Source organism: Pseudoduganella chitinolytica, assembly GCF_029028125.1.
Taxonomy (GTDB): Bacteria; Pseudomonadota; Gammaproteobacteria; order Burkholderiales; family Burkholderiaceae_D; genus Rugamonas; species Rugamonas chitinolytica.
This window is the reverse complement of sequence record NZ_CP119083.1, coordinates 5,218,228-5,237,378: the sequence shown is the minus strand read 5'-3', so window position 1 is coordinate 5,237,378 and position 19,151 is coordinate 5,218,228. Positions and strand designations below refer to the sequence as shown.

Sequence of the window (19,151 nt, the reverse complement as noted above, 5' to 3'; positions counted from 1 at the left end):
AGCTCCTTATTTCAGCTGGAAGCCGGAGGACCGGGCCGGCGCCGCGGGCGGCGGCGCTTCCAACCGCCCTCGCAGCATCAGGTCGCCGGCACTGGCGGGCTGCAGCGCGTCGGTGGGCAGCGCGTGCGCCGGCGGCAGTGGCTTGACGAGGTGCGCCGTCACGACGAACAGCAGTTCGGTGCGGTCGCGCTGGAAGTCGGTGCTGCGAAACAGGGCGCCCAGCACCGGCAGTTCGCCCAGCACGGGCAGCGCGTCGATGTTGCTGGTCTGGTTGTCGCGAATCAGGCCGCCGATGGCGAAGCTCTGGCCGTCGTACAGCTGCACGGTGGTGCTGGCGCGGCGCGTCGTCAGCAACGGCATGATGGCCTTGCCGCCCACGCTGCCGGTACTGATGCCGATCCCTTCGCGCGACAACTCGGAGACCTCCGGCGCCACCGCCAGGTTGATGCGCCCGCCCGCCAGCACGGTCGGCGTGAAGCGCAGGCCGACCCCGAACTCCTTCTCTTCGAGGGTGACCTTGTTGTTGTCCTGCGCGACGGGGATGAAGATCGTGCCGCCCGCGAGGAAACTGCCTTCCTGGCCGCTGACGGCCATCACGGTCGGCTCGGCCAGGATGCGCACCAGGCCATCCTTGCTCTCGCCATCGAGGCGCAGGTATTTGTCCAGCGCCTTCCCCAGGCCGAAGGTGCCGCGCAGGGTCCCGCTCAGGAAATTGGCCGCCACCCCACCCGACCAGGTGCCGCCCCATGGGCGATAGGCGGCGGCGCCTTCCAGCTTGTCGATCAGCGTCTTCGACACCTCGGCGATCTTCACTTCCAGCATGACCTGCTGCGGCGCGCTCACGCCCAGCAGGTTGACGATACGGGCGCCGGAGGCCGAAGCACCCGCATCGGCCTTGTCGGCCGCGCCCAGTGCCTTGGCGGGCGCCCGCACGAAGGCCTGCGCCAGCTCCAGCACCTGCGCCAGCGTGGCGCCGTTTTCCACCGTGCCGGACAGCACCAGCGCATCGGCGGCGGCGCTGACGCGCACATCCTTTTCCTCGGGCAGCAGGGCGGCCAGCGCGGCCTGCAGGCCGGCCGTGTCCATGCCCACCACCACGTCGATGACGCTGCAGGCACCGCTCCTGCCCTGCACGATCATATTGGTGCTGCCCACCGCGGCCCCGACCAGGTACAGCGTCCCGGGTGCCACCAGCAGTGCCTGCAGTACGGCGGGATTGCCGACGCCCCGGCTGACGATGGGCTCGGGCAGCCGCATCAACGTGGACTTCCCCAGTTGCAGTGCCAGGTGGCCGGGCGCCGCCGGCGCGCCGCTGCAGCGCGGGCCGTCGGCCCTGGCCGCGACGGGCGGCGCGGTGGCCGACGATGCGGCCGGCCCCGCCGACGCGGCCAGGCCATACTGGCAGCAGCAAGCGGCCGCCAGCAGCAGGCGGCGGATCGACGAAGGCATCATGGGGTCCTCACAGGCATGTCATTACAGGCATTGACGGCCGCTGTGCAGGCCGTCGATGGTGCCGATGCAGTGGCGCGCCGGCACGCTGCGCGCGACCTTGGGCGCGGTGCGCTGCGGAGTAGCCGGCGCGGCGACCGCGGCGGGCGTGGCCGCGGCCAGCCCCAGCAGGCTGCTCTTGGTGGCGCCGGCCGTGGTACCGGGCTGCGGATCGACCTGGTTGCGCAGCACCAGCGACAGGCTGCCCACGCTGCGTGCCAGGTCGAGCTTCTCGGCCTGCTCCGGCGCCACCTCCAGCGTGACGGCGTTGACGACGCGCGGCTTGGTGTCGTCCCGGCTCACTTCCTGGGCGACGGCCAGCACGAGGATCCGCTCCAGCACGATCTTCGAGATGGTCTCGTCGCTGTGCTGCGTGCCGGTGGCCTGGGTGCTGACGAGGATGTCGACGAAATTGCCGGGCAGCGCGAAGCCGGCCACGCCGATGACGTCGTTGACGCGCACGGTGATGGCGCGCTTGCCCTGCGTGATCAGGGCGGACAAGCCGCCCAGCGTGCCGGCCGGGGCCAGCTTCGCTTCCGTCAGCGGTTCGCCGCGCAGCACGCTGGTCTTCAGTACGCGCCCGCTCAGCGCCAGCGGATCGCGCAGTGCGCCGGCAGGCACACTGTCGGCGGGCCAGTCCGACAGTTTCACCATCTCCGGGCCGAGCCGCTGGCCCAGGCTGGCGTCGCCCGTCGCGACGACAATGCGGCTGCCGGCCACGGGCGCTTGCCGCAGCAGCAGGCGCGACGCCATCGCCACGGCGCCCAGGCCGAGGACGATGGCCAGCCCCATCATCAGGTAGGCGCGCCGGTTCTTCATGCCGCCCTCCCGGCCGCGGGGGCCAGCGCGAACATGCTGGACCAGGCCCGGTCGACGCTGGCCGGCGTGACCGTCGCCGGCTCGCCCAGGAACGCGGCCAGCTCGCGGATGCGGGCCAGGATCGCATGGGGGAAGCCGGCCAGGAGCGGCTGGCCGCTGGCGCGGTGCAGCTCACCGACGAGGTACGCGAGCGCCGTCTCGTCCGGCGCCAGGCCCAGGTGATGGCACTGCTGGCGGAACAGCGCCCGGTAGGCGGCTTCGTCGATCGGCCCCACGTGCACCTTGTAGCCGATGCGGCGCAGCGACGACGGATCGAGCACGGTATCGGGCGCCTGGTTGGTGATGAAGACCATCGTGGCGTCGAACGGGACGGCGAACTTGTGGCCACCCGCCAGCGCCAGCCGGTCGGCGCCCGTGTCGAGCGCCTGCGTGAAACGCGCCAGCAGTTCCGCGGCGGGCAGGCGCTGGCGCCCCAGGTCGTCGACGATGAACAGGCCGCCGGCGGCCTTGACGTGCGCGGGCGCGTGATAGCAGCCGCTGAACGCGTCGTGGCGCAGGTCGAGCATGTCGGCACCCAGTTCGGCGCCCAGGTGCAGCACGGGGCGGGCACACTGGGCCCAGCGCGTGTCGCTGCTGCGCCGGTCGGCGCCGGCCCGGGCCGGCAGCGCGGGCGGGTGATGCACGGCGGCGTCGTGCACCAGCACGATCTCCTGGCCGACAGCCACTGCGTACGGCACCGCCACGCTGCCCTCCAGCAGGCGACCCAGGCGGCGCGCCAGGGTCGTCTTGCCGCTGCCTGGCGCGCCGTACAGCAGCAGCGAGCGGTGGGCGTGCAGGGCGGCGCCGGCCAGCTGGCGCACGTGGGCCGGCATGCAGTCGCCGGCGAATTCGGCGGCCACGGCGTCGGCGCCCACGGGAGCCAACGCGGCTGACTGGCGCTGCAGCATGGCGCGATACACCGCCAGCGGCACCGGTGCCGCCCCCGCGTACGGACTGCGCTCCAGCCAGGCGGCGGCACGCTGGCGGCCGGCCGACGTCAGCTGGTACTGCACGTCCAGGTCGGATCCGCCCCGCCACGCCACTTCGGCCAGCTGTTCGGCCACCATGAAATCGAACACCTCGCGCAGCACGTTGATCGACAGCCGCAGCCGGGTCGTCAGTGCCGGCAACTGCGTCCTGCCGGAGCCGAACAGCGCCTTGGCGGCCAGCTCCACGAGCAGCGCCAGCTCCAGCCCCGTCTCGCGCACGGTTTTCGGCTGCGGCGGCAGCAGCGGCGTGTCGTCGCCGCCGGCGAGGTCGCCCGCAATGCTGGAATAAGTCGGATGGTCCATGCCGTTCTCCTGGTGAGATGGCGATGATAGCGAGGTGTTTCCTGCTGGATATTGACCAGCAGCAAGAGGCTACCAATGTAGTCGCGCCACCACAGTCAAGGTGCCCACGGCGATGGCGACGCCATACGGTATGCCGCCCGCGCTGGCCTCGCGCGACAGGGGAACGGGCCGCTGTGGCATGCCACCGAGGGAGTACACCAGCGGTGCCAGTATCGTGGCCAGGTTGTGTCCAAGCAGGCGCCAGCGGCCGCTGCGCAGCACCAGGGCCAGGCCCAACAGGCCGCCAACCAGGCAGGTCAGCAGCGCGATCTGCAGCGCGAGAAGCGGCCCGGTAAAGGCCCCGACCATCGCCATCAGCTTGACGTCGCCGGCGGCCATGCCGCGCAGCGCATACAGGGGGAGAAAGAGGAAAAAGCCGGTGGCCAGGCCGGCCAGCCACGTGGCCAGCAGCGCGCCGTCGGCCCCGTGCGCCCGTGCAGCGCGGCGGACAGCAGCAGCCCGGCCAGTACGAGGACATTGGGGATGCGGCGGATGGCGAGATCGGTCACGGCGGCCTGCAGGACCAGCCACAGCAGGAGTAACTGGAGTGCCGGGTTCATGTGCGCCTCGATGGAAAAAGCCCGCCGGCGAGGCCGGCGGGCAAACTGCGGTCAGGGCCCGGTGCCCGTACCGGCGCCACCGGTCAACTGGGTCGCGATCTTGGTAAAGGTGGTACCGATCGCGGCACCGACGTTGGTGAACGCGGCGCCGATGACACCGGCGATCACGGCGGCAATCAGGCCATATTCGATCGCGGTAATGCCTTCCTCATCCCGGGCGAAGTCCCGGGCTGCGACAATTAATGCTTTCATACTGTCCTCCTGTGGTGGGGTTGCACTGCGGGGCTGGCGACATACGTCGGCCAGTCAGGACATCTTAGGCTTATGTCGCGAGGCAATATTGATAGTGCACAACTTTCCAGGTGGAACTATTATTGTCGTAGGCGGAAATGTGACAGACAAGGGTGCCGGGCTATGTCACACTGCCTGAGCTCGTCCAGAACAGCGGCTATGGCGTAATCTGTTGCTGTCCGGACGCTGGGAGGCGCTGCTCGTTGTGTACAAAGAGTAGAATCGTGGCGTTTTTCAAGAATTTTCGCAAAGGATAATTGCTGAGAAAGCAAAAAACATTTATGCTGATCAGCTGTCTTTTGGAAAGGCCTCGTGCTTTGCGTCACTGTGTGCCTTGATTTTTCGGAAACATAATGCGACGCGCGTCTTGATACTTCAGAGAACGAGCATGGATTCCCTACTGAAACACATGGTGGACATGACTGGCCACCGCGATCACACGATGCTGGACATCTCCGTGATCTCGGCGGTGCAGGAGCTCGCCGGCGCCAGCCAGGCTCGCGTGCTGACCTTGGCTACCGTGCGGGACCAGATCTTCGTGCGCGCCCGTGCCGTCGTCGTCGCCGGCCAGCCAGCGCGCATGGAAGAGAACCCGGATCCGGCCAGCCCGGGCGATCCGATCACCTGCTATCCCGCGCTGGCCAACTGCCTGGCGCGCCACGAATCGAGCGCCGACCAGATGGACGCGGACGGCCGCCATACGTTGTGGCTGCCGATCTGGCTGGGAGAGAAGGCCGACACGTGCCTGGAGATCGTCAATCCCACGCCATACACCAGCGACACGATCCACGTCATCGGCGGCATCGTCAGCGTTTACCGCAATTTCCAGAACCTGCTCGACTACAGCGAGCGCGATTCGCTGACGGGGCTGTTGAACCGCAAGACCTTCGACGACCAACTGGCCAAGATGCTGCAGGCCAGCAGCGCGGAGCAGGATTCGCTGTCGCTGCCGCCGGGCGAGCCGGAACGGCGCCAGCACTGCGACGAGGAGCAGCAATGGCTGGCCGTCGTCGACGTCGACCACTTCAAGCACGTCAACGACAAGTTCGGCCACCTGTATGGCGACGAGGTGCTGATCCTCATCGCCAACCTGCTGCAATCGTCGTTCCGCGCGCAGGACCGCGTGTTCCGCTTTGGCGGCGAGGAATTCGTCGTGCTGCTGCGTTCCACCACCCTGGACAACGCCAAGAAGATCATCGACCGCTTCCGCATGAACGTGGAGCAGCACGACTTCCCGCAGGTGGGCAAGGTCACCGTCAGCGTGGGCTTCGTCAAGATCAGCGCGTTCGAGGCGCCCGTCATCATCCTGGGCCGGGCCGACCAGGCCCTGTACTACGCTAAGAGCCACGGCCGCAACCTCGCCTGCCACTACGACGAACTGGTCGAAGGCGGCCTGCTGCAGCGGGTCGAGTCGAACGACACCGCCGAATTCTTCTGACGAGTCTTTACTGATCCGGCGCGGACGCCGTCCGCGTCACACCACCAGGAAGCGCATGGGATCGACCTTCCACTGCGCGGGATCCTCGTGCCCCACGATCTTCTCGGCGCCACCAAAGCCCAGGCCGCGCGCCAGGTCGACCATCTCCGGCTTGATATAGACATTGGTCTTCGTGTTGAAGAACACGTTGACCTTCGGCGCCAGCAGGTTGGTCTCGTGCGGTTCGACGACGACGCCCAGGCGGCCGGACTCCAGGCGCACCAGCGTGCCGACGGGGTAGATGCCGACGCAGCGCATGAACTGCTGCACCAGCTGGGGATTGAAGTGGAACTTGCTCCACTCGTAGATCTTGCGCAGCGCGGCGGCGGCGGGAATGCCGCGGTGATAGCAGCGGTCGGCCGTGATGGCGTCGTAGACGTCGACGATGGCGGCCATCTGCGCCAGTTCGCTGATGGCGTCGCCGGCCAGCCTGTCGGGATAACCGGTGCCGTCGCGCCGCTCGTGGTGGTGGCGCGTGATGTCCAGCGCAATCGGCCCCACCTCGGGCGACTGCAGCAGGATCTGGTAGCCGTCCTCCGGGTGACGCCGGATGATGTCGAATTCCGCATCCGTCAGCCGGCCCGGCTTGTTCAGGATCTCGTCCGGCACCAGCGCCTTGCCCGTGTCGTGCAGCAGGCCGCCCAGGCCCGCCTCGCGCGTCAGCTCTTCCTCCATGTCGCGCGAGTGGCAGAATGCCACCAGCAACGCACACACGCTGACCGAGTGCAGGAACGTGTAGTCGTCCTTGGTCTTGATGCGCAGGAGGCCCGTCAGCGCGCCCGGATTGCGCAGGATGGATTCGGTGATGCTTTGCACGACCGGCTGTACGGTGCCGATCTCGATAACCTTGCCCAGGCGGGCATCCGCCATCACGTTGCGCACCAGGCCTGCCGCCTGCTGGCGGATACGCGCCGCGCGCTGCAGTTCCTCGCCCAGGGCCATGCGCAGCGGGCGCACCGGGGCCTGCGCAATGCCCAGGACCTCTTCCTCGATGGCGGCCTGCGCTTCCTGCAGGGTCGGCGCGTCCTGTACGTCCAGGCCTCGCGCGGCATCGATCACCACCTGCCGGATCCCGGCATTGTGGATCTTGCGGATCTCCGTGTCGGAAGTGATCGCAAAGCGGCTGCGCACGAACGGGTGATCGATCCAGTCGCAACTGAGATCGTGGATATACATGCCTACCTTGAGCTGGGAGGCGTCGACTTTCTTCAACATTCGGAACCTGCATGGTCATCGGCGCATCGGGCCCGGCGCGCTACAATGGCAGTATAACCAAACAGTTGCCGTACGGGACTAATCGTAAGCTAAAGGCATCGAAATTCTTATGGAATTGCGTCAACTCCGCTATTTTGTTGCAATCGTCGACCACGGCTCCCTGTCGCGCGCGGCGGGCGTGCTGCACGTGGCCCAGCCCGCACTGACGGCGCAGCTGCGCCAGCTGGAGCAGGATCTGGGCGCACAGCTGCTGCACCGCACGGCACAGGGCGTGCACAGCACCGATGCGGGCAAGGTGTTCTACGAACATGCGCAGGCGATCCTGAAGCAGGTGGCGGATGCGCGCACCGCCGTCACGCAGTCGGCCCACCCGGCCGGCAGCGTGACGCTCGGGCTGCCGCACAGCATCTCGGCGGCCCTGGCGCTGCCGCTGCTGGAGGCGGCCCGGGCGCAGTATCCCGACATCACGCTGCAGTTGACCGAGGAGCTGACGGGCAACCTGGCCGAGCAGCTGAAATCGGGCCGCGTCAATCTCGCCGTGCTGTTCGACGATGGCCAGTTGACGCCGTTTGCCACCACGCCGCTGGCGGAAGAATCGCTGTGCTTCATCTGCCGCGCCGACGCCCGCTGGTATCCGCAGCGCGCCGCCATCACCCTGCAGGAAGCGCTGCAGGCCACGCTGATCCTGCCGGGCCTGCAACACGGCGTGCGGCCACGCATCGAAGCCGTCGCGGGTGCGGCGGGGCTGGCGCCGGCGGATGTCATCGAGATCAACTCCATCGCCATCCTGAAATCGGCCCTGATGGCGGACATGGGCGCCACTATCCTCCCCGTGGCCCCCGTGCTGCCGGAGATCGAGCGGGGCCTGCTGCGGGCCATTCCCATCCACGGTCCCGCCATCTCGCGCACCGTCGTGCTGTGCGCCTCGCGCACGCTGCCGCTGACGAATGCCGCGACGGCCATCAGCCGGCTGGCGGTGGAGGTGGCCGGTCAACTGTGCCGCGACGACGTCTGGCCGGGTGCCGTGCTGCTGGGGTCTGTCCCTGCCAGGGACTGACCCCGAAGTTTGCTTGATGGCCAAACCACTTCAGGGTCAGTCCCTGTGGGGACAGACCCTCGGCCATCACTTTTTCTTATACCCCCATCGCCATCCCCTATTTCCGTATACGTCAACCAAGGCGTAGACTGATCGACTAGAGAACCGCCGCAGAGTGGTCGAGCCGCGATACGCGGCCCCGTAGCCTGAGCCAGACCGTGCCCACCCGGCGCGCCAAGGCCAGGCGCAACCGAAATAATGAATTTTGGAGACAAGCCATGCCCGATACCCCGGCAATGGGTACCGCCGCGTCCGTTCGTGACGCCGCGCCCGCGCAGCCAGTCGTTCTGAACGACGTCAGCCTCGACGACAAGTACACCGCCACTTCCGGCAAGATCTTCCTCTCCGGCATCCAGGCCCTCGTGCGCCTGCCGATGATGCAGAAACTGCGCGACGAAAAGGCCGGCCTGAACACCGCAGGCTTCATCTCGGGCTATCGCGGTTCGCCCCTGGGCGGCCTGGACGAAACGCTGTGGAAGACGAAAAAACACCTGGAAGCGAGCCACATCCAGTTCGTCCCGGGCGTGAACGAGGACCTGGCCGCCACCGCCGTGTGGGGTTCGCAGCAGGTCGACCTGATCGGGCCGTCGAAATACGATGGCGTGTTCGCCATGTGGTACGGCAAGGGCCCGGGTGTGGACCGCTGCGGCGACGTCTTCAAGCACATGAACCACGCCGGCACGTCGAAGCACGGCGGCATCCTGTTGGTCGCCGGCGACGACCATGGCGCCTATTCGTCGACGCTGCCGCACCAGTCCGACCACATCTTCTCGGCCTGCATGATCCCCGTGCTGTACCCCTGCAATGTGCAGGAGTACCTGGACCTGGGCGTGCATGGCTGGGCCATGTCGCGTTTCTCCGGCTGCGCCGTCGCATTCAAGGCGCTGGCAGACACGGTCGAATCGTCGGCTTCCGTCGATGCCGACCCGTTCCGCGTGCAAGTGAAACTGCCGCAGGACTTCCACATGCCGGAAGGCGGCCTGAATGCCCGCCTGTCGTCGATCCCGCTGGGCCAGCAGGCGCGCAACCAGGAAGCGCTGATGCAGGACTACAAGATCTACGCAGCCCTGGCCTACGCGCGTGAAAACAAACTGAATCACACGACCATCGACAACCCGAACGCCAAGCTGGGCATCATCGCTTCGGGCAAATCGTACCTGGACGTGCTGGAAGCGCTGGAAGAACTGGGCATCGACGAGGACATGGCCGCGAAAGTCGGCCTGCGCCTGTTCAAGGTGTCGATGCCCTGGCCGCTGGAGCCGGACTCCGTGCGCGAGTTCGCGCAAGGCCTGGACGAGATCCTGGTGGTGGAAGAGAAGCGCCAGTTCGTCGAATACCAGCTGAAGGAACAACTGTACAACTGGCGCGACGACGTCCGTCCGCGCGTCATCGGCAAGTTCGACGACAAGGGCGAGTGGGTCGCGCCGCGCGGCGAATGGCTGCTGCCGCCGAAGGCCGACTTCTCCGTCTCGCAGGTCGCGCGCGTGATCGCGTCGCGCGTCAAGCAGTATATCGACGACACCCACATCCAGGACCAGATCAAGGCACGCCTGACGTTCCTCGACGCGAAGGATGCGGTCCTGAAGAAGGCCATCGGCACGCCGTTCCGTCCCGCGTTCTATTGCTCCGGCTGCCCGCACAACACCTCGACGAAAGTCCCGGATGGCAGCTTCGCGCTGGCCGGCATCGGCTGCCATGTAATGGCCACGTCGATCTACCCGGAGATGAACAAGCTGACGACGCACATGGGCGGCGAAGGCACGCCGTGGATCGGCCAGGCCGCGTTCTCCACCGTGCCGCACGTGTTCCAGAACCTGGGCGACGGCACCTACTTCCACTCCGGCTATCTGGCCATCCGCGCCGCCGTCGCGGCCAAGGTCAACATCACTTATAAAATCCTGTACAACGACGCCGTCGCGATGACGGGCGGCCAGCCGGTCGACGGCACCGTGTCCGTACCGATGATCGCGCAGCAGATGGCGGCCGAAGGCGTCAAGCGCATCGCCCTTGTCACCGAAGACCTGTCGCGCTATGCGGACCGCTCGAACCTGCCGGCCATCGTCACGCTGCACGACCGCAAGGACATGGACGATGTGCAGCGCGAGCTGCGCGAACTGCCCGGCTGCACGGTGCTGATCTATGACCAGACCTGCGCGGCCGAGAAGCGCCGCCGCCGCAAGAAGAACGAGTTCCCGGACCCGAACAAGCGCATGGTCATCAACGAAGCCGTGTGCGAAGGCTGCGGCGACTGCGGCATCCAGTCCAACTGCGTGTCGATCCTGCCGAAGGAGACGGAGTTCGGCCGCAAGCGCACCATCGACCAGTCCAGCTGCAACAAGGACTACTCGTGCGTGAAGGGCTTCTGCCCCAGCTTCGTGACCGTCGAAGGCGGCACGCTGAAGAAATCGAAGACGGGCGTCAGCAAGGCGCCCGACGACTGGGGCGTGCTGCCGCAACCGCGCCTGCCGGACTGCGAGCAGCCGTACAACATCCTGATCAACGGCATCGGCGGCACCGGCGTCATCACCGTCGGTGCGTTGATGGGCATGGCCGCGCACCTGGAGGGCAAGGGTGCTTCGGTGCTGGACATGACGGGCATGTCGCAGAAAAACGGCTCCGTCACGTCGCACGTGAAGATCGCCACATCGCCCGCGCACCTGCGCGCGCAGCGTATCGCCACCGGCGAAGCGGACCTGATCCTGGGCTGCGACATGCTGACCGCCGGCGCGGCCGACGCGGTGTCGAAGATGCGTCCCGGCCGTACGCTCGCCGTCGTCAACCTGCACGAGCAGCCGCCCGGCACGTTCGCGCAGAACGCCGACTGGCAGTACCCGGCCGAGGAAGTGCGCGCCCTGATCGTCGAATCGGTGGGCGGCGCGGATGCCGCCGACTTCATCGACGCGACCAAGCTGGCCACCGCGCTGATGGGCGACTCGATCGCCGCCAATCTGTTCATGCTGGGTTACGCCTGGCAGCGCGGCCGCATCCCGCTGTCCGAAGCGGCGCTGCTGCGCGCCATCGAGATGAACGGCGTGGCTGTCGAATCGAACAAGAAGAGCTTCCTGTGGGGCCGCCGCGCCGCGGTCGACGTCAAGAAGGTCGAACTGACCGCGACGCCGGCACAGGCCATCGTCGTGCAGATGCCGCAAAGCCTGGATGGCGTCATCAAGAAGCGCGTCGAATTCCTGACCGGCTACCAGAACGCGGCCTATGCGGCGCAGTACGAGCAGCTGGTGTCGCAAGTGCGCGAGCGCGAGACGGCGCTGGGCCTGCCGAACCGGTTGTCGATGGCGGTGGCGAAATCGCTGTTCAAGCTGATGGCATACAAGGACGAATATGAGGTGGCGCGCCTGTACACGGACGGCCGCTTCGTCGAGCAGCTCAAGCAGCAGTTCGAAGGCGACTTCAGCCTGAAGTTCAACCTGGCGCCGCCGATCTTCGCGAAAAAGGACGCCAAGGGCCACCTGGTGAAGGCGGAATACGGATCGTGGATGTGGAAGGCGTTCAGCGTGCTGGCAAAGATGAAAGGCCTGCGCGGCGGTGCGTTCGATATTTTCGGTCGTACCGAGGAGCGCAAGATGGAACGGGCGCTGATCGCCGAGTATCGCCAGATCGTCGCCGAACTGCTGGCCGGCCTGAGCGCCGTCAACTACGAGCAGGCGGTGGCGATTGCCGCGCTGCCCGAGAAGATCCGCGGCTTCGGCCACGTCAAGGAAAAAGCCGTCGCGGCCTTCCACGCCGACAAGGCGCGCCTGCTGGCAGCCTTCGGCGGCGCCCGCCAGCACGCCGCCTGATTTAGCTGAGCGCCGCGCATGCGTGCAGAACCCAAGACCGAAAACTGGGGTCAGACCCGCCGGGTCTGACCCCGGCTTTGCGCCGCTGGGTTCCGGCGCGGACTGGCGGCATTAAACAGTCTTACGTTAACGTAAACGTCATATAATCGGATCGTACGATCCGTCGAAATTCCAGGGAATCTCATGAACGATCTGACCTCCGCCAAGACCCTAGCCGCCGAAGCCGACCAGGCGCGGCCGGCCAACAAGGTGCGCTTCGTTACGGCCGCCTCGCTGTTCGATGGCCACGATGCCTCGATCAACATCATGCGCCGCATCCTGCAGTCCAATGGCGTCGAGGTCGTCCACCTCGGCCACAACCGCTCGGTCGACGAAGTCGTCACCGCCGCATTGGCCGAAGACGTACAGGGCATCGCCATCTCCAGCTACCAGGGCGGCCACGTCGAATACTTCAAGTACATGATCGACTTGCTGCGCCAGCGCGGCGGTGCGCACATCAAGGTGTTTGGCGGCGGCGGTGGCGTCATCGTCCCTTCCGAGATCGCCGACCTGCACGCATACGGCGTCACGCGCATCTTCAGCCCGGAAGACGGCCAGCGCATGGGGCTCGTCGGCATGATCCAGTGGATGGTGCAGCAGTGCGACATCGACCTGTCGCAGTATTCGCCCACGTCGCTGGCGCCCCTACAGGAAGGCGACATCGCGGCGCGCCACCGCCCGCTGGCCCAGCTGATCACGGCGCTGGAAAACGACCGCGCCACGCCCGAGCTGCGCCAGCAGTTGCTGGCGGCGGCCGACGAGCTGGCAACGCCCACGCTTGGCATCACCGGCACGGGCGGCGCCGGCAAGTCGTCGCTGACGGATGAACTGATCCGCCGGATCCGCCTGGACCAGGGCGACGCGCTGAACATCGCGATCATCTCGATCGACCCGTCGCGCCGCAAGTCCGGGGGCGCGCTGCTGGGCGACCGCATCCGCATGAACGCGATCAATCCATGGAACGGCCAGGCGCGCGTCTTCATGCGTTCGCTGGCCACGCGCGAGGCAGGCTCCGAGATCTCCCAGGCGCTGCCGGACGTGATCGCGGCCTGCAAGGTCGCCGGCTTCGACCTCGTCATCGTCGAGACGTCCGGCATCGGCCAGGGCGACGCGGCCATCGTGCCGCACGTGGACGTGTCCATGTACGTGATGACGCCCGAATTCGGCGCCGCGTCGCAGCTGGAAAAAATCGACATGCTCGATTTCGCCGACTTCATCGCCATCAACAAATTCGACCGCAAGGGCGCCGCTGACGCGCTGCGCGACGTGGCGAAACAGTACCAGCGCAACCGTGAGCTGTGGAGCAAGCGCCCGGAAGAAATGCCCGTGTACGGCACGCAGGCGTCGCGCTTCAATGACGATGGCGTCACCGCGCTGTACCAGGGCCTGCTGCCCAAGCTGGTCGAGCACGGCCTGCACACGCAGCCGGGCAAGCTGGCGCCCGTCGACGTGCGCTTCAGCTCCGGCAAGAACGTCATCGTGCCGCCCGCGCGTGCGCGCTACCTGGCCGAGATCGCGGACACGGTGCGCGGCTATCACAAGGCCGTGCGCCGCCAGTCCGTGCTGGCCCGCGAGCGCCAGCAGCTGACGGAGGCCAAGCGCATGCTGGCGCTTGCGGGCAAGAACGCCGACTTCGACGACGTCATCGTCGAGCGCGACAACCAGCTGGACGCCAACACGAAGAAACTGCTGGCAACCTGGCCGGAAGTGCAGGCGGCCTATGCGGGCGACGAGTTCGTCGTGAAAATCCGCGACAAGGAAATTCGTACGGGCCTGGTCTACCACACGCTGTCCGGCAACAAGGTACGCAAGGTATCGCTGCCGAAGTACGAGGACCACGGCGAGCTGCTGCGCTGGCTGATGCTGGAGAACGTGCCGGGATCGTTCCCGTACACGGCCGGGGTGTTCCCGTTCAAGCGCGAAGGCGAGGACCCGACCCGCATGTTCGCCGGCGAAGGCGACGCGTTCCGCACCAACCGCCGCTTCAAGCTGGTGTCCGAAGGGCTGGATGCGAAGCGCCTGTCCACCGCCTTCGACTCCGTCACGCTGTATGGCGCCGATCCGGCGCTGCGCCCCGACATCTACGGCAAGGTCGGCAACTCGGGCGTGTCGATCGCCACCCTGGACGACATGAAGGTGCTGTACGACGGCTTCGACCTGTGCAGCCCGACGACGTCCGTCTCGATGACGATCAACGGCCCGGCGCCGACGATCCTTGCCATGTTCATGAACACGGCGATCGACCAGCAGATCGACAAGTTCACGCGCGACAAGGGCCGCCATCCGACGGCTGACGAAGCGGCGCAGATCCGCGCCTGGGTGCTGCAGAACGTGCGCGGCACCGTGCAGGCCGACATCCTGAAGGAGGACCAGGGCCAGAACACGTGCATCTTCAGCACCGAGTTCTCGCTGAAGGTAATGGGCGACATCCAGGAATATTTTGTCCGGCACCAGGTGCGCAACTTCTACTCCGTCTCGATCTCGGGCTACCACATCGCCGAAGCGGGCGCGAATCCGATCTCGCAGCTGGCCTTCACCTTGTCGAACGGCTTCACGTTTGTCGAGGCGTACCTGGCGCGCGGCATGAACATCGACGACTTCGCGCCGAACCTGTCGTTCTTCTTCTCGAACGGCATGGACCCCGAGTACACGGTACTGGGCCGCGTAGCGCGCCGCATCTGGGCCGTCACGATGCGCGACAAGTACGGTGCCAACGACCGCAGCCAGAAGCTGAAGTACCACATCCAGACGTCGGGCCGCTCGCTGCACGCGCAGGAGATCGACTTCAACGACATCCGCACGACGTTGCAAGCACTGATCGCCATCTACGACAACTGCAACTCGCTGCACACCAACGCCTATGACGAGGCCATCACCACGCCGACGGACGAATCGGTGCGCCGCGCACTGGCGATCCAGCTGATCATCAACCGCGAGTGGGGCCTGGCGAAGAACGAGAACCCGAACCAGGGTGCGTTCATCATGGAGGAACTGACGGACCTGGTGGAAGAACAGGTACTGCAGGAGTTCGAACGCATCGCGGAGCGCGGCGGCGTGCTGGGTGCGATGGAGACGGGCTACCAGCGCGGCAAGATCCAGGAGGAGTCGCTGCTGTACGAGCACAAGAAGCACGACGGCTCGCTGCCGATCATCGGCGTCAATACCTTCCGTAATCCGAAGGGCGCCGAGGTGCCGCAGACGATCGAGCTGGCCCGCTCGACCGACGACGAGAAGCAGTCGCAGTTGCAGCGGCTGGAGGACTTCCATACGCGTCACGCAGCGCAAAGCCCGGCCGCGCTGGCCGCGCTGCAGCAGGCCGCCATCGACAACGAGAACGTGTTCGAGAAACTGATGGATGCGGCGCGCGTGTGCTCGCTGGGGCAGATCACCACCGCCTTGTTCGAGGTGGGTGGGCAGTACCGCCGCAATATGTAACGGCCTGCGGTCGCGGCTGGGGTCTGTCCCTGCACAGGGACTGACCCCGAAGTCCGGTTGCGCCGCCACAAGCGCCCGCAAACTTCGGGGTCAGTCCCGGAGGGACAGACCCCAGCGCGTTGGCTCCGGCGTTATAACCAAACTATCAATGTTAAAACGCGGCGCCACCCAGCGCCGCGCGCCGCCACAATCGCCGCCATGATTATCAGGCGGTATTGATCCCGCTCCACCTTCCCTTTCGTATTGCCAGCAAGCCCTGCTGCTGATCAATACGCCAGTGTTCCTCTCCGCTAACGTAAAGCTCGTTGTACAGGCCGCCCCCTGATGAGGACCGTTAATGAGATACGCACGCCTGACGCCGGGGCACGGCTTCAAACCCGCCAACAGCTTCTTCTATTACCTGCAGCGTATCGTCGTCTCGCCTCCGCTGCGCGGCCTGTGCGTACGCCTGTTTCGCCAGTGGGTGCGCCTGCGCCAGGGTGAGCCAGCCGCCGCACTGCCGTTGGCGCAGCGCCGCCTGCTCGATCACCTGCATGCGGAAGGCTACGCGGCACTGGGCAACGTGCTGACGCCCGCGCAGTGCGCCGACATCCACCGCTACTTCAAGCCGCGTACGCTGACCGACCGCCACGATGCCAGCTCCACCTTCACGTTGGCCAGCGTGCCGGCCACGGCCCGGCTGGCCGAGTACAGCCTGGGCGACATCGTACACAGCCCGCACATCCTCGCGCTGGCCAACGACCGTCGGCTGCTGGAGCTGGCCGCCAGCTACATCGGCTGCAAGCCGACGATTTCGCAGCTGGGCGTGCGCTGGTCGTTTCCCGCCAATGGCCGGCGCAGCGACCTGCAGACGTTTCACCGCGATTCGGAGGACTGGCGCTACTTCAAGGTGATCATCTACCTGACCGACGTCGGCGACGCCGACGGACCGCACGTCTACGTACGGGGCACTCACAAGACACGCGCACCCATGCGCCTGCACTTGCAAAGCGACGGCGAAGTGAGCGAGCAGTATGGCGCCGAGCGGCTGATCGTCGCGCGGGGCGAGCGGGGTTTCGGCTTTGCCGTCGACACGGCCGGCGTGCACAAGGGCGCGCCACCGACCGACCGGCCCCGCCTGATGCTGCAGATCCAGTACTCGCTGTTTCGCAGCTACGCCTACGTGTACGAACCGGCCCCGTATCCGGACGACTGCCTGTTCGACCGCTACATCAACCGCCTGATCCTGGCCTGAATCAGCGTGGTGCCGGCCCAACCGTCGATCCCGCCACGAGGCGCGGCTGCCACAATTCCTGCAAGTTAGCCGCAGGCGTTCCGGCCAGCCGGGCCAGCAGCATCTGCGCCATTTTCGCACCGGCCGCGCGCGCGTCGGGCTGGTCGATCGTCGTCACGTCCAGCCCTGCCAGGGTGTCGGCCATGCTGCCCCAGACGATCAGCGAGATATCGGTACCGATGCGCAGGCCTGCATCGAGCAGCGCGCGCACGGCGCCTACGCCGGACAGGTGGTTGTCGACGATGACGGCGGTCGGCCGTGGTGCCACGGCCAGCAACTGCTGCATGGCCTGGTAGCCGCTGCGACGGTCGATCGCCGACTCGACCACGCAGCGCGGATCGGGCGCAAGGCCGGCAGCATCCAGCGAGGCGATGAAACTGTCGCGGCGCTGGCGGGCGAAGTTCAGCGTCAGCGGCGATCCCAATAGCGCAATCCGGTGGTGTCCGTGCGCCAGCAGGGCCTGCACGGCCAGGGCGACGCCGGCCGCGTTGTCGTAATCGAACCAGGCATACGGTCGATCCAGCTGTGTCCTGCCGTGGGCCACGAACGGGAAGCCCGCTTCGCCCAGCCACGCGATCCGTTCGTCGTCGACGAGGGTGCGGCTGACCACGAGACCGTCGACACGGCGGCCCCGCACCAGCTGGCGGTAGGTAGGAAGCTCATTGGCCGGCGAAACGGGCACGATGATCAGGTTCATGCCCGCCGCTTCCAGCGCGGCGGACATGCCGCCCACCGTCTCCAGGAACATCGGATCGCCCAGGTCGGCCGGCAGCAGCGGGTAGATGATGCCGAGGACATTGCTGCGCCCCACCGCCAGCGTGCGCGCGGCCGGATTGGCCTGGTAGCCGGCCGCCGCGGCCGCGGCCAGGACGCGTTCGCGCGTGCGCTCGGACACTTCCGGATAGCCGTTCAGCGCGCGGCTGACCGTGGTCTTGGACATGCCGAGCGTGTCGGCCAGCGCTTTCAGGTTCATTGCAGGGGAAGGTTCAATGCGAATGCATCAATGCGAACCGCCGATTATAACGGGACCCGTCCCGCCGACGCCGTCCTCGCCCTCCACCGCGCGGCGGAAGAAGTACAACATCACGAGCACGATGGCGATCGGCACGAGCGTCAGGTAGAACGCGAAGTGGCCGGAAAATGCCCCGAAGACGTAGCCCGTGACCAGCGAGCCGGTGGTGCCGCCCAGGGCCGAGAAGATCACCAGCAGGCCCGTCATCGCGGAATGCTGGTGCTGCGGCAGGGAGCTGAGCATCACCGAATTGATGCCCGGGTAGATCGGCGCCATGAACAGGCCGATCAGCGGGAACAGGAAGGCGGCGACCGGCGCGCTGGCCCACGTGACGTCCGGATTGCTGACGGCGTCGTGCGTCAGCGGCAGCGCCAGCAGCACGACGGCACCCATCCCCACCAGGCAGGCGTTCATGACGGGATACCAGTGCAGCCGGCGCAGTACGACGCCCGCGGACAGCCGGCCGAGCGCCAGGCTGGCCGCGAAGATACTCGTCACCTGCACGCTCATCGCCGCCGGCAGCTTCAGGATCTCGTTATTGAACGTCGGCAGCCAGGTGCCCACGCTCTGCTCGATCAGCACGTACAGGAACGCGGTGATGACGAAGATGCAGACCAGCGGCTTGAAGAACAGCTTGAGCATCGCGGCGAAGTCCTGGGCCGCCGTACGATCGGCCGGCAGCGCGGCCAGGCGCTCGTCGAAACGCGTCGCCAGCAGCAGCACGAACGTGACGGCGCACAGCGCGGCCAGCAGCCAGTAGACGTTCAGCCAGCCGTGCGAGCGTGGATCGCCCGAATCGATGAACCAGCTGAACACCCAGTAGGCGCACAGCACCCCCACCATGAAGAAGCCTTCCAGCGTGTTCATGATGCCCGCGTGATGACGGCGGCTGGTGGCCACCAGTCCCAGCGTCGAATACACGGACACCTTGATCAATGCGAACGACACGCCCACGCACAGGAACAGCAGCTTGGCCGTCGCGAAGCCCGGCACCAGCGGCATGGCCACGCACGCGGCGGTAACGATGGCCAGGCCGATCAGCATCGCCTTCTTGTAGCCGATGCGCGGCAGGAACGAGGCGACCAGGAACGACACGACGGCGATCGGCAGGTCCTTGAACCCTTCCAGCACGCTGGCGGCGGACTTCGTCACGCCGTAGTTGTTGATGACCTGCAGGATCACCGTGCCCACGCTGTTGAGCAGGATGGCGAACACGAAATAGATCAGGAACAGGATGAACAGGATGCGGCGGCTTTGCATGGGGTGTCTCCTCCAGTATTTT

General features: G+C 66.6%; 14 protein-coding genes. 5 read left to right on the top strand and 9 right to left on the bottom strand.

Annotated elements, in window-relative coordinates; translation table 11 throughout:
• Positions 1-6 precede the first annotated feature (6 nt).
• From PX653_RS23320 to PX653_RS23300, 6 genes are all read right to left on the bottom strand, one after another.
• A complete protein-coding gene (locus PX653_RS23320) occupies positions 7-1,449 on the bottom strand; it encodes a type II and III secretion system protein family protein (RefSeq protein ID WP_277415068.1) in 1,443 nt (480 codons plus the stop codon).
• 24 nt (positions 1,450-1,473) lie between these two features.
• Positions 1,474-2,307 carry a Flp pilus assembly protein CpaB gene (gene cpaB, locus PX653_RS23315; protein ID WP_277415067.1) on the bottom strand — a complete coding sequence of 278 codons (834 nt, stop codon included), beginning with the start codon at positions 2,305-2,307 and terminating at the stop codon, positions 1,474-1,476.
• The gene (locus tag PX653_RS23310; protein WP_277415066.1) at positions 2,304-3,638 is read right to left on the bottom strand and encodes an ATP-binding protein; all 1,335 of its coding nucleotides are present in this window, start codon (positions 3,636-3,638) and stop codon (positions 2,304-2,306) included. The genes cpaB and PX653_RS23310 overlap by 4 nt, the downstream gene beginning before the upstream one ends.
• Positions 3,639-3,707: 69 nt before the next feature.
• Positions 3,708-4,064, bottom strand: coding sequence for a prepilin peptidase (locus PX653_RS28240; RefSeq protein WP_371876483.1), 357 nt, complete (start codon positions 4,062-4,064; stop codon positions 3,708-3,710).
• The gene (locus tag PX653_RS28235; protein ID WP_307731076.1) at positions 3,992-4,237 is read right to left on the bottom strand and encodes a hypothetical protein; all 246 of its coding nucleotides are present in this window, start codon (positions 4,235-4,237) and stop codon (positions 3,992-3,994) included. Before PX653_RS28235 ends, PX653_RS28240 begins: the two co-directional genes overlap by 73 nt.
• Before the next feature lie 51 nt (positions 4,238-4,288).
• Positions 4,289-4,489, bottom strand: a complete 201-nt coding sequence (locus PX653_RS23300) for a Flp family type IVb pilin (protein WP_277415065.1) — start codon at positions 4,487-4,489, stop codon at positions 4,289-4,291.
• A gap of 427 nt (positions 4,490-4,916) precedes the next feature.
• Between PX653_RS23300 and PX653_RS23295 the strand changes: the two genes are divergently transcribed.
• Positions 4,917-5,966, top strand: a complete 1,050-nt coding sequence (locus PX653_RS23295; RefSeq protein ID WP_277415064.1) for a GGDEF domain-containing protein — start codon at positions 4,917-4,919, stop codon at positions 5,964-5,966.
• A 36-nt stretch (positions 5,967-6,002) separates the two neighbouring features.
• Here PX653_RS23295 and PX653_RS23290 read toward each other — a convergent pair whose 3' ends face one another.
• Positions 6,003-7,220 carry an HD-GYP domain-containing protein gene (locus tag PX653_RS23290; protein WP_277415063.1) on the bottom strand — a complete coding sequence of 406 codons (1,218 nt, stop codon included), beginning with the start codon at positions 7,218-7,220 and terminating at the stop codon, positions 6,003-6,005.
• Positions 7,221-7,329: 109 nt separating this feature from the next.
• Here PX653_RS23290 and PX653_RS23285 point away from each other — a divergent pair, with 109 nt between their 5' ends.
• From PX653_RS23285 to PX653_RS23270, 4 genes are all read left to right on the top strand, one after another.
• Positions 7,330-8,277, top strand: a complete 948-nt coding sequence (locus tag PX653_RS23285; RefSeq protein ID WP_277415062.1) for a LysR substrate-binding domain-containing protein — start codon at positions 7,330-7,332, stop codon at positions 8,275-8,277.
• 257 nt (positions 8,278-8,534) lie between these two features.
• Positions 8,535-12,110, top strand: a complete 3,576-nt coding sequence (locus tag PX653_RS23280) for an indolepyruvate ferredoxin oxidoreductase family protein (RefSeq protein WP_371876375.1) — start codon at positions 8,535-8,537, stop codon at positions 12,108-12,110.
• A 183-nt stretch (positions 12,111-12,293) separates the two neighbouring features.
• Positions 12,294-15,584: a fused isobutyryl-CoA mutase/GTPase IcmF gene (gene icmF, locus PX653_RS23275; RefSeq protein ID WP_277415061.1), complete on the top strand. Its 3,291-nt coding sequence runs from the start codon at positions 12,294-12,296 to the stop codon at positions 15,582-15,584.
• A gap of 337 nt (positions 15,585-15,921) precedes the next feature.
• Complete coding sequence (locus tag PX653_RS23270) at positions 15,922-16,818, top strand: phytanoyl-CoA dioxygenase family protein (protein WP_277415060.1); 897 nt, start codon at positions 15,922-15,924, stop codon at positions 16,816-16,818.
• Position 16,819: 1 nt separating this feature from the next.
• Here the strand turns inward: PX653_RS23270 and PX653_RS23265 are convergent, their stop codons facing one another.
• Both PX653_RS23265 and PX653_RS23260 read right to left on the bottom strand, forming a co-directional pair.
• On the bottom strand, positions 16,820-17,830 hold the full coding sequence (locus tag PX653_RS23265) for a substrate-binding domain-containing protein (protein ID WP_277415059.1): 1,011 nt from the start codon (positions 17,828-17,830) through the stop codon (positions 16,820-16,822).
• Between the two features lie 27 nt (positions 17,831-17,857).
• Positions 17,858-19,129: an MFS transporter gene (locus PX653_RS23260; protein ID WP_277415058.1), complete on the bottom strand. Its 1,272-nt coding sequence runs from the start codon at positions 19,127-19,129 to the stop codon at positions 17,858-17,860.
• Positions 19,130-19,151 lie beyond the last annotated feature (22 nt).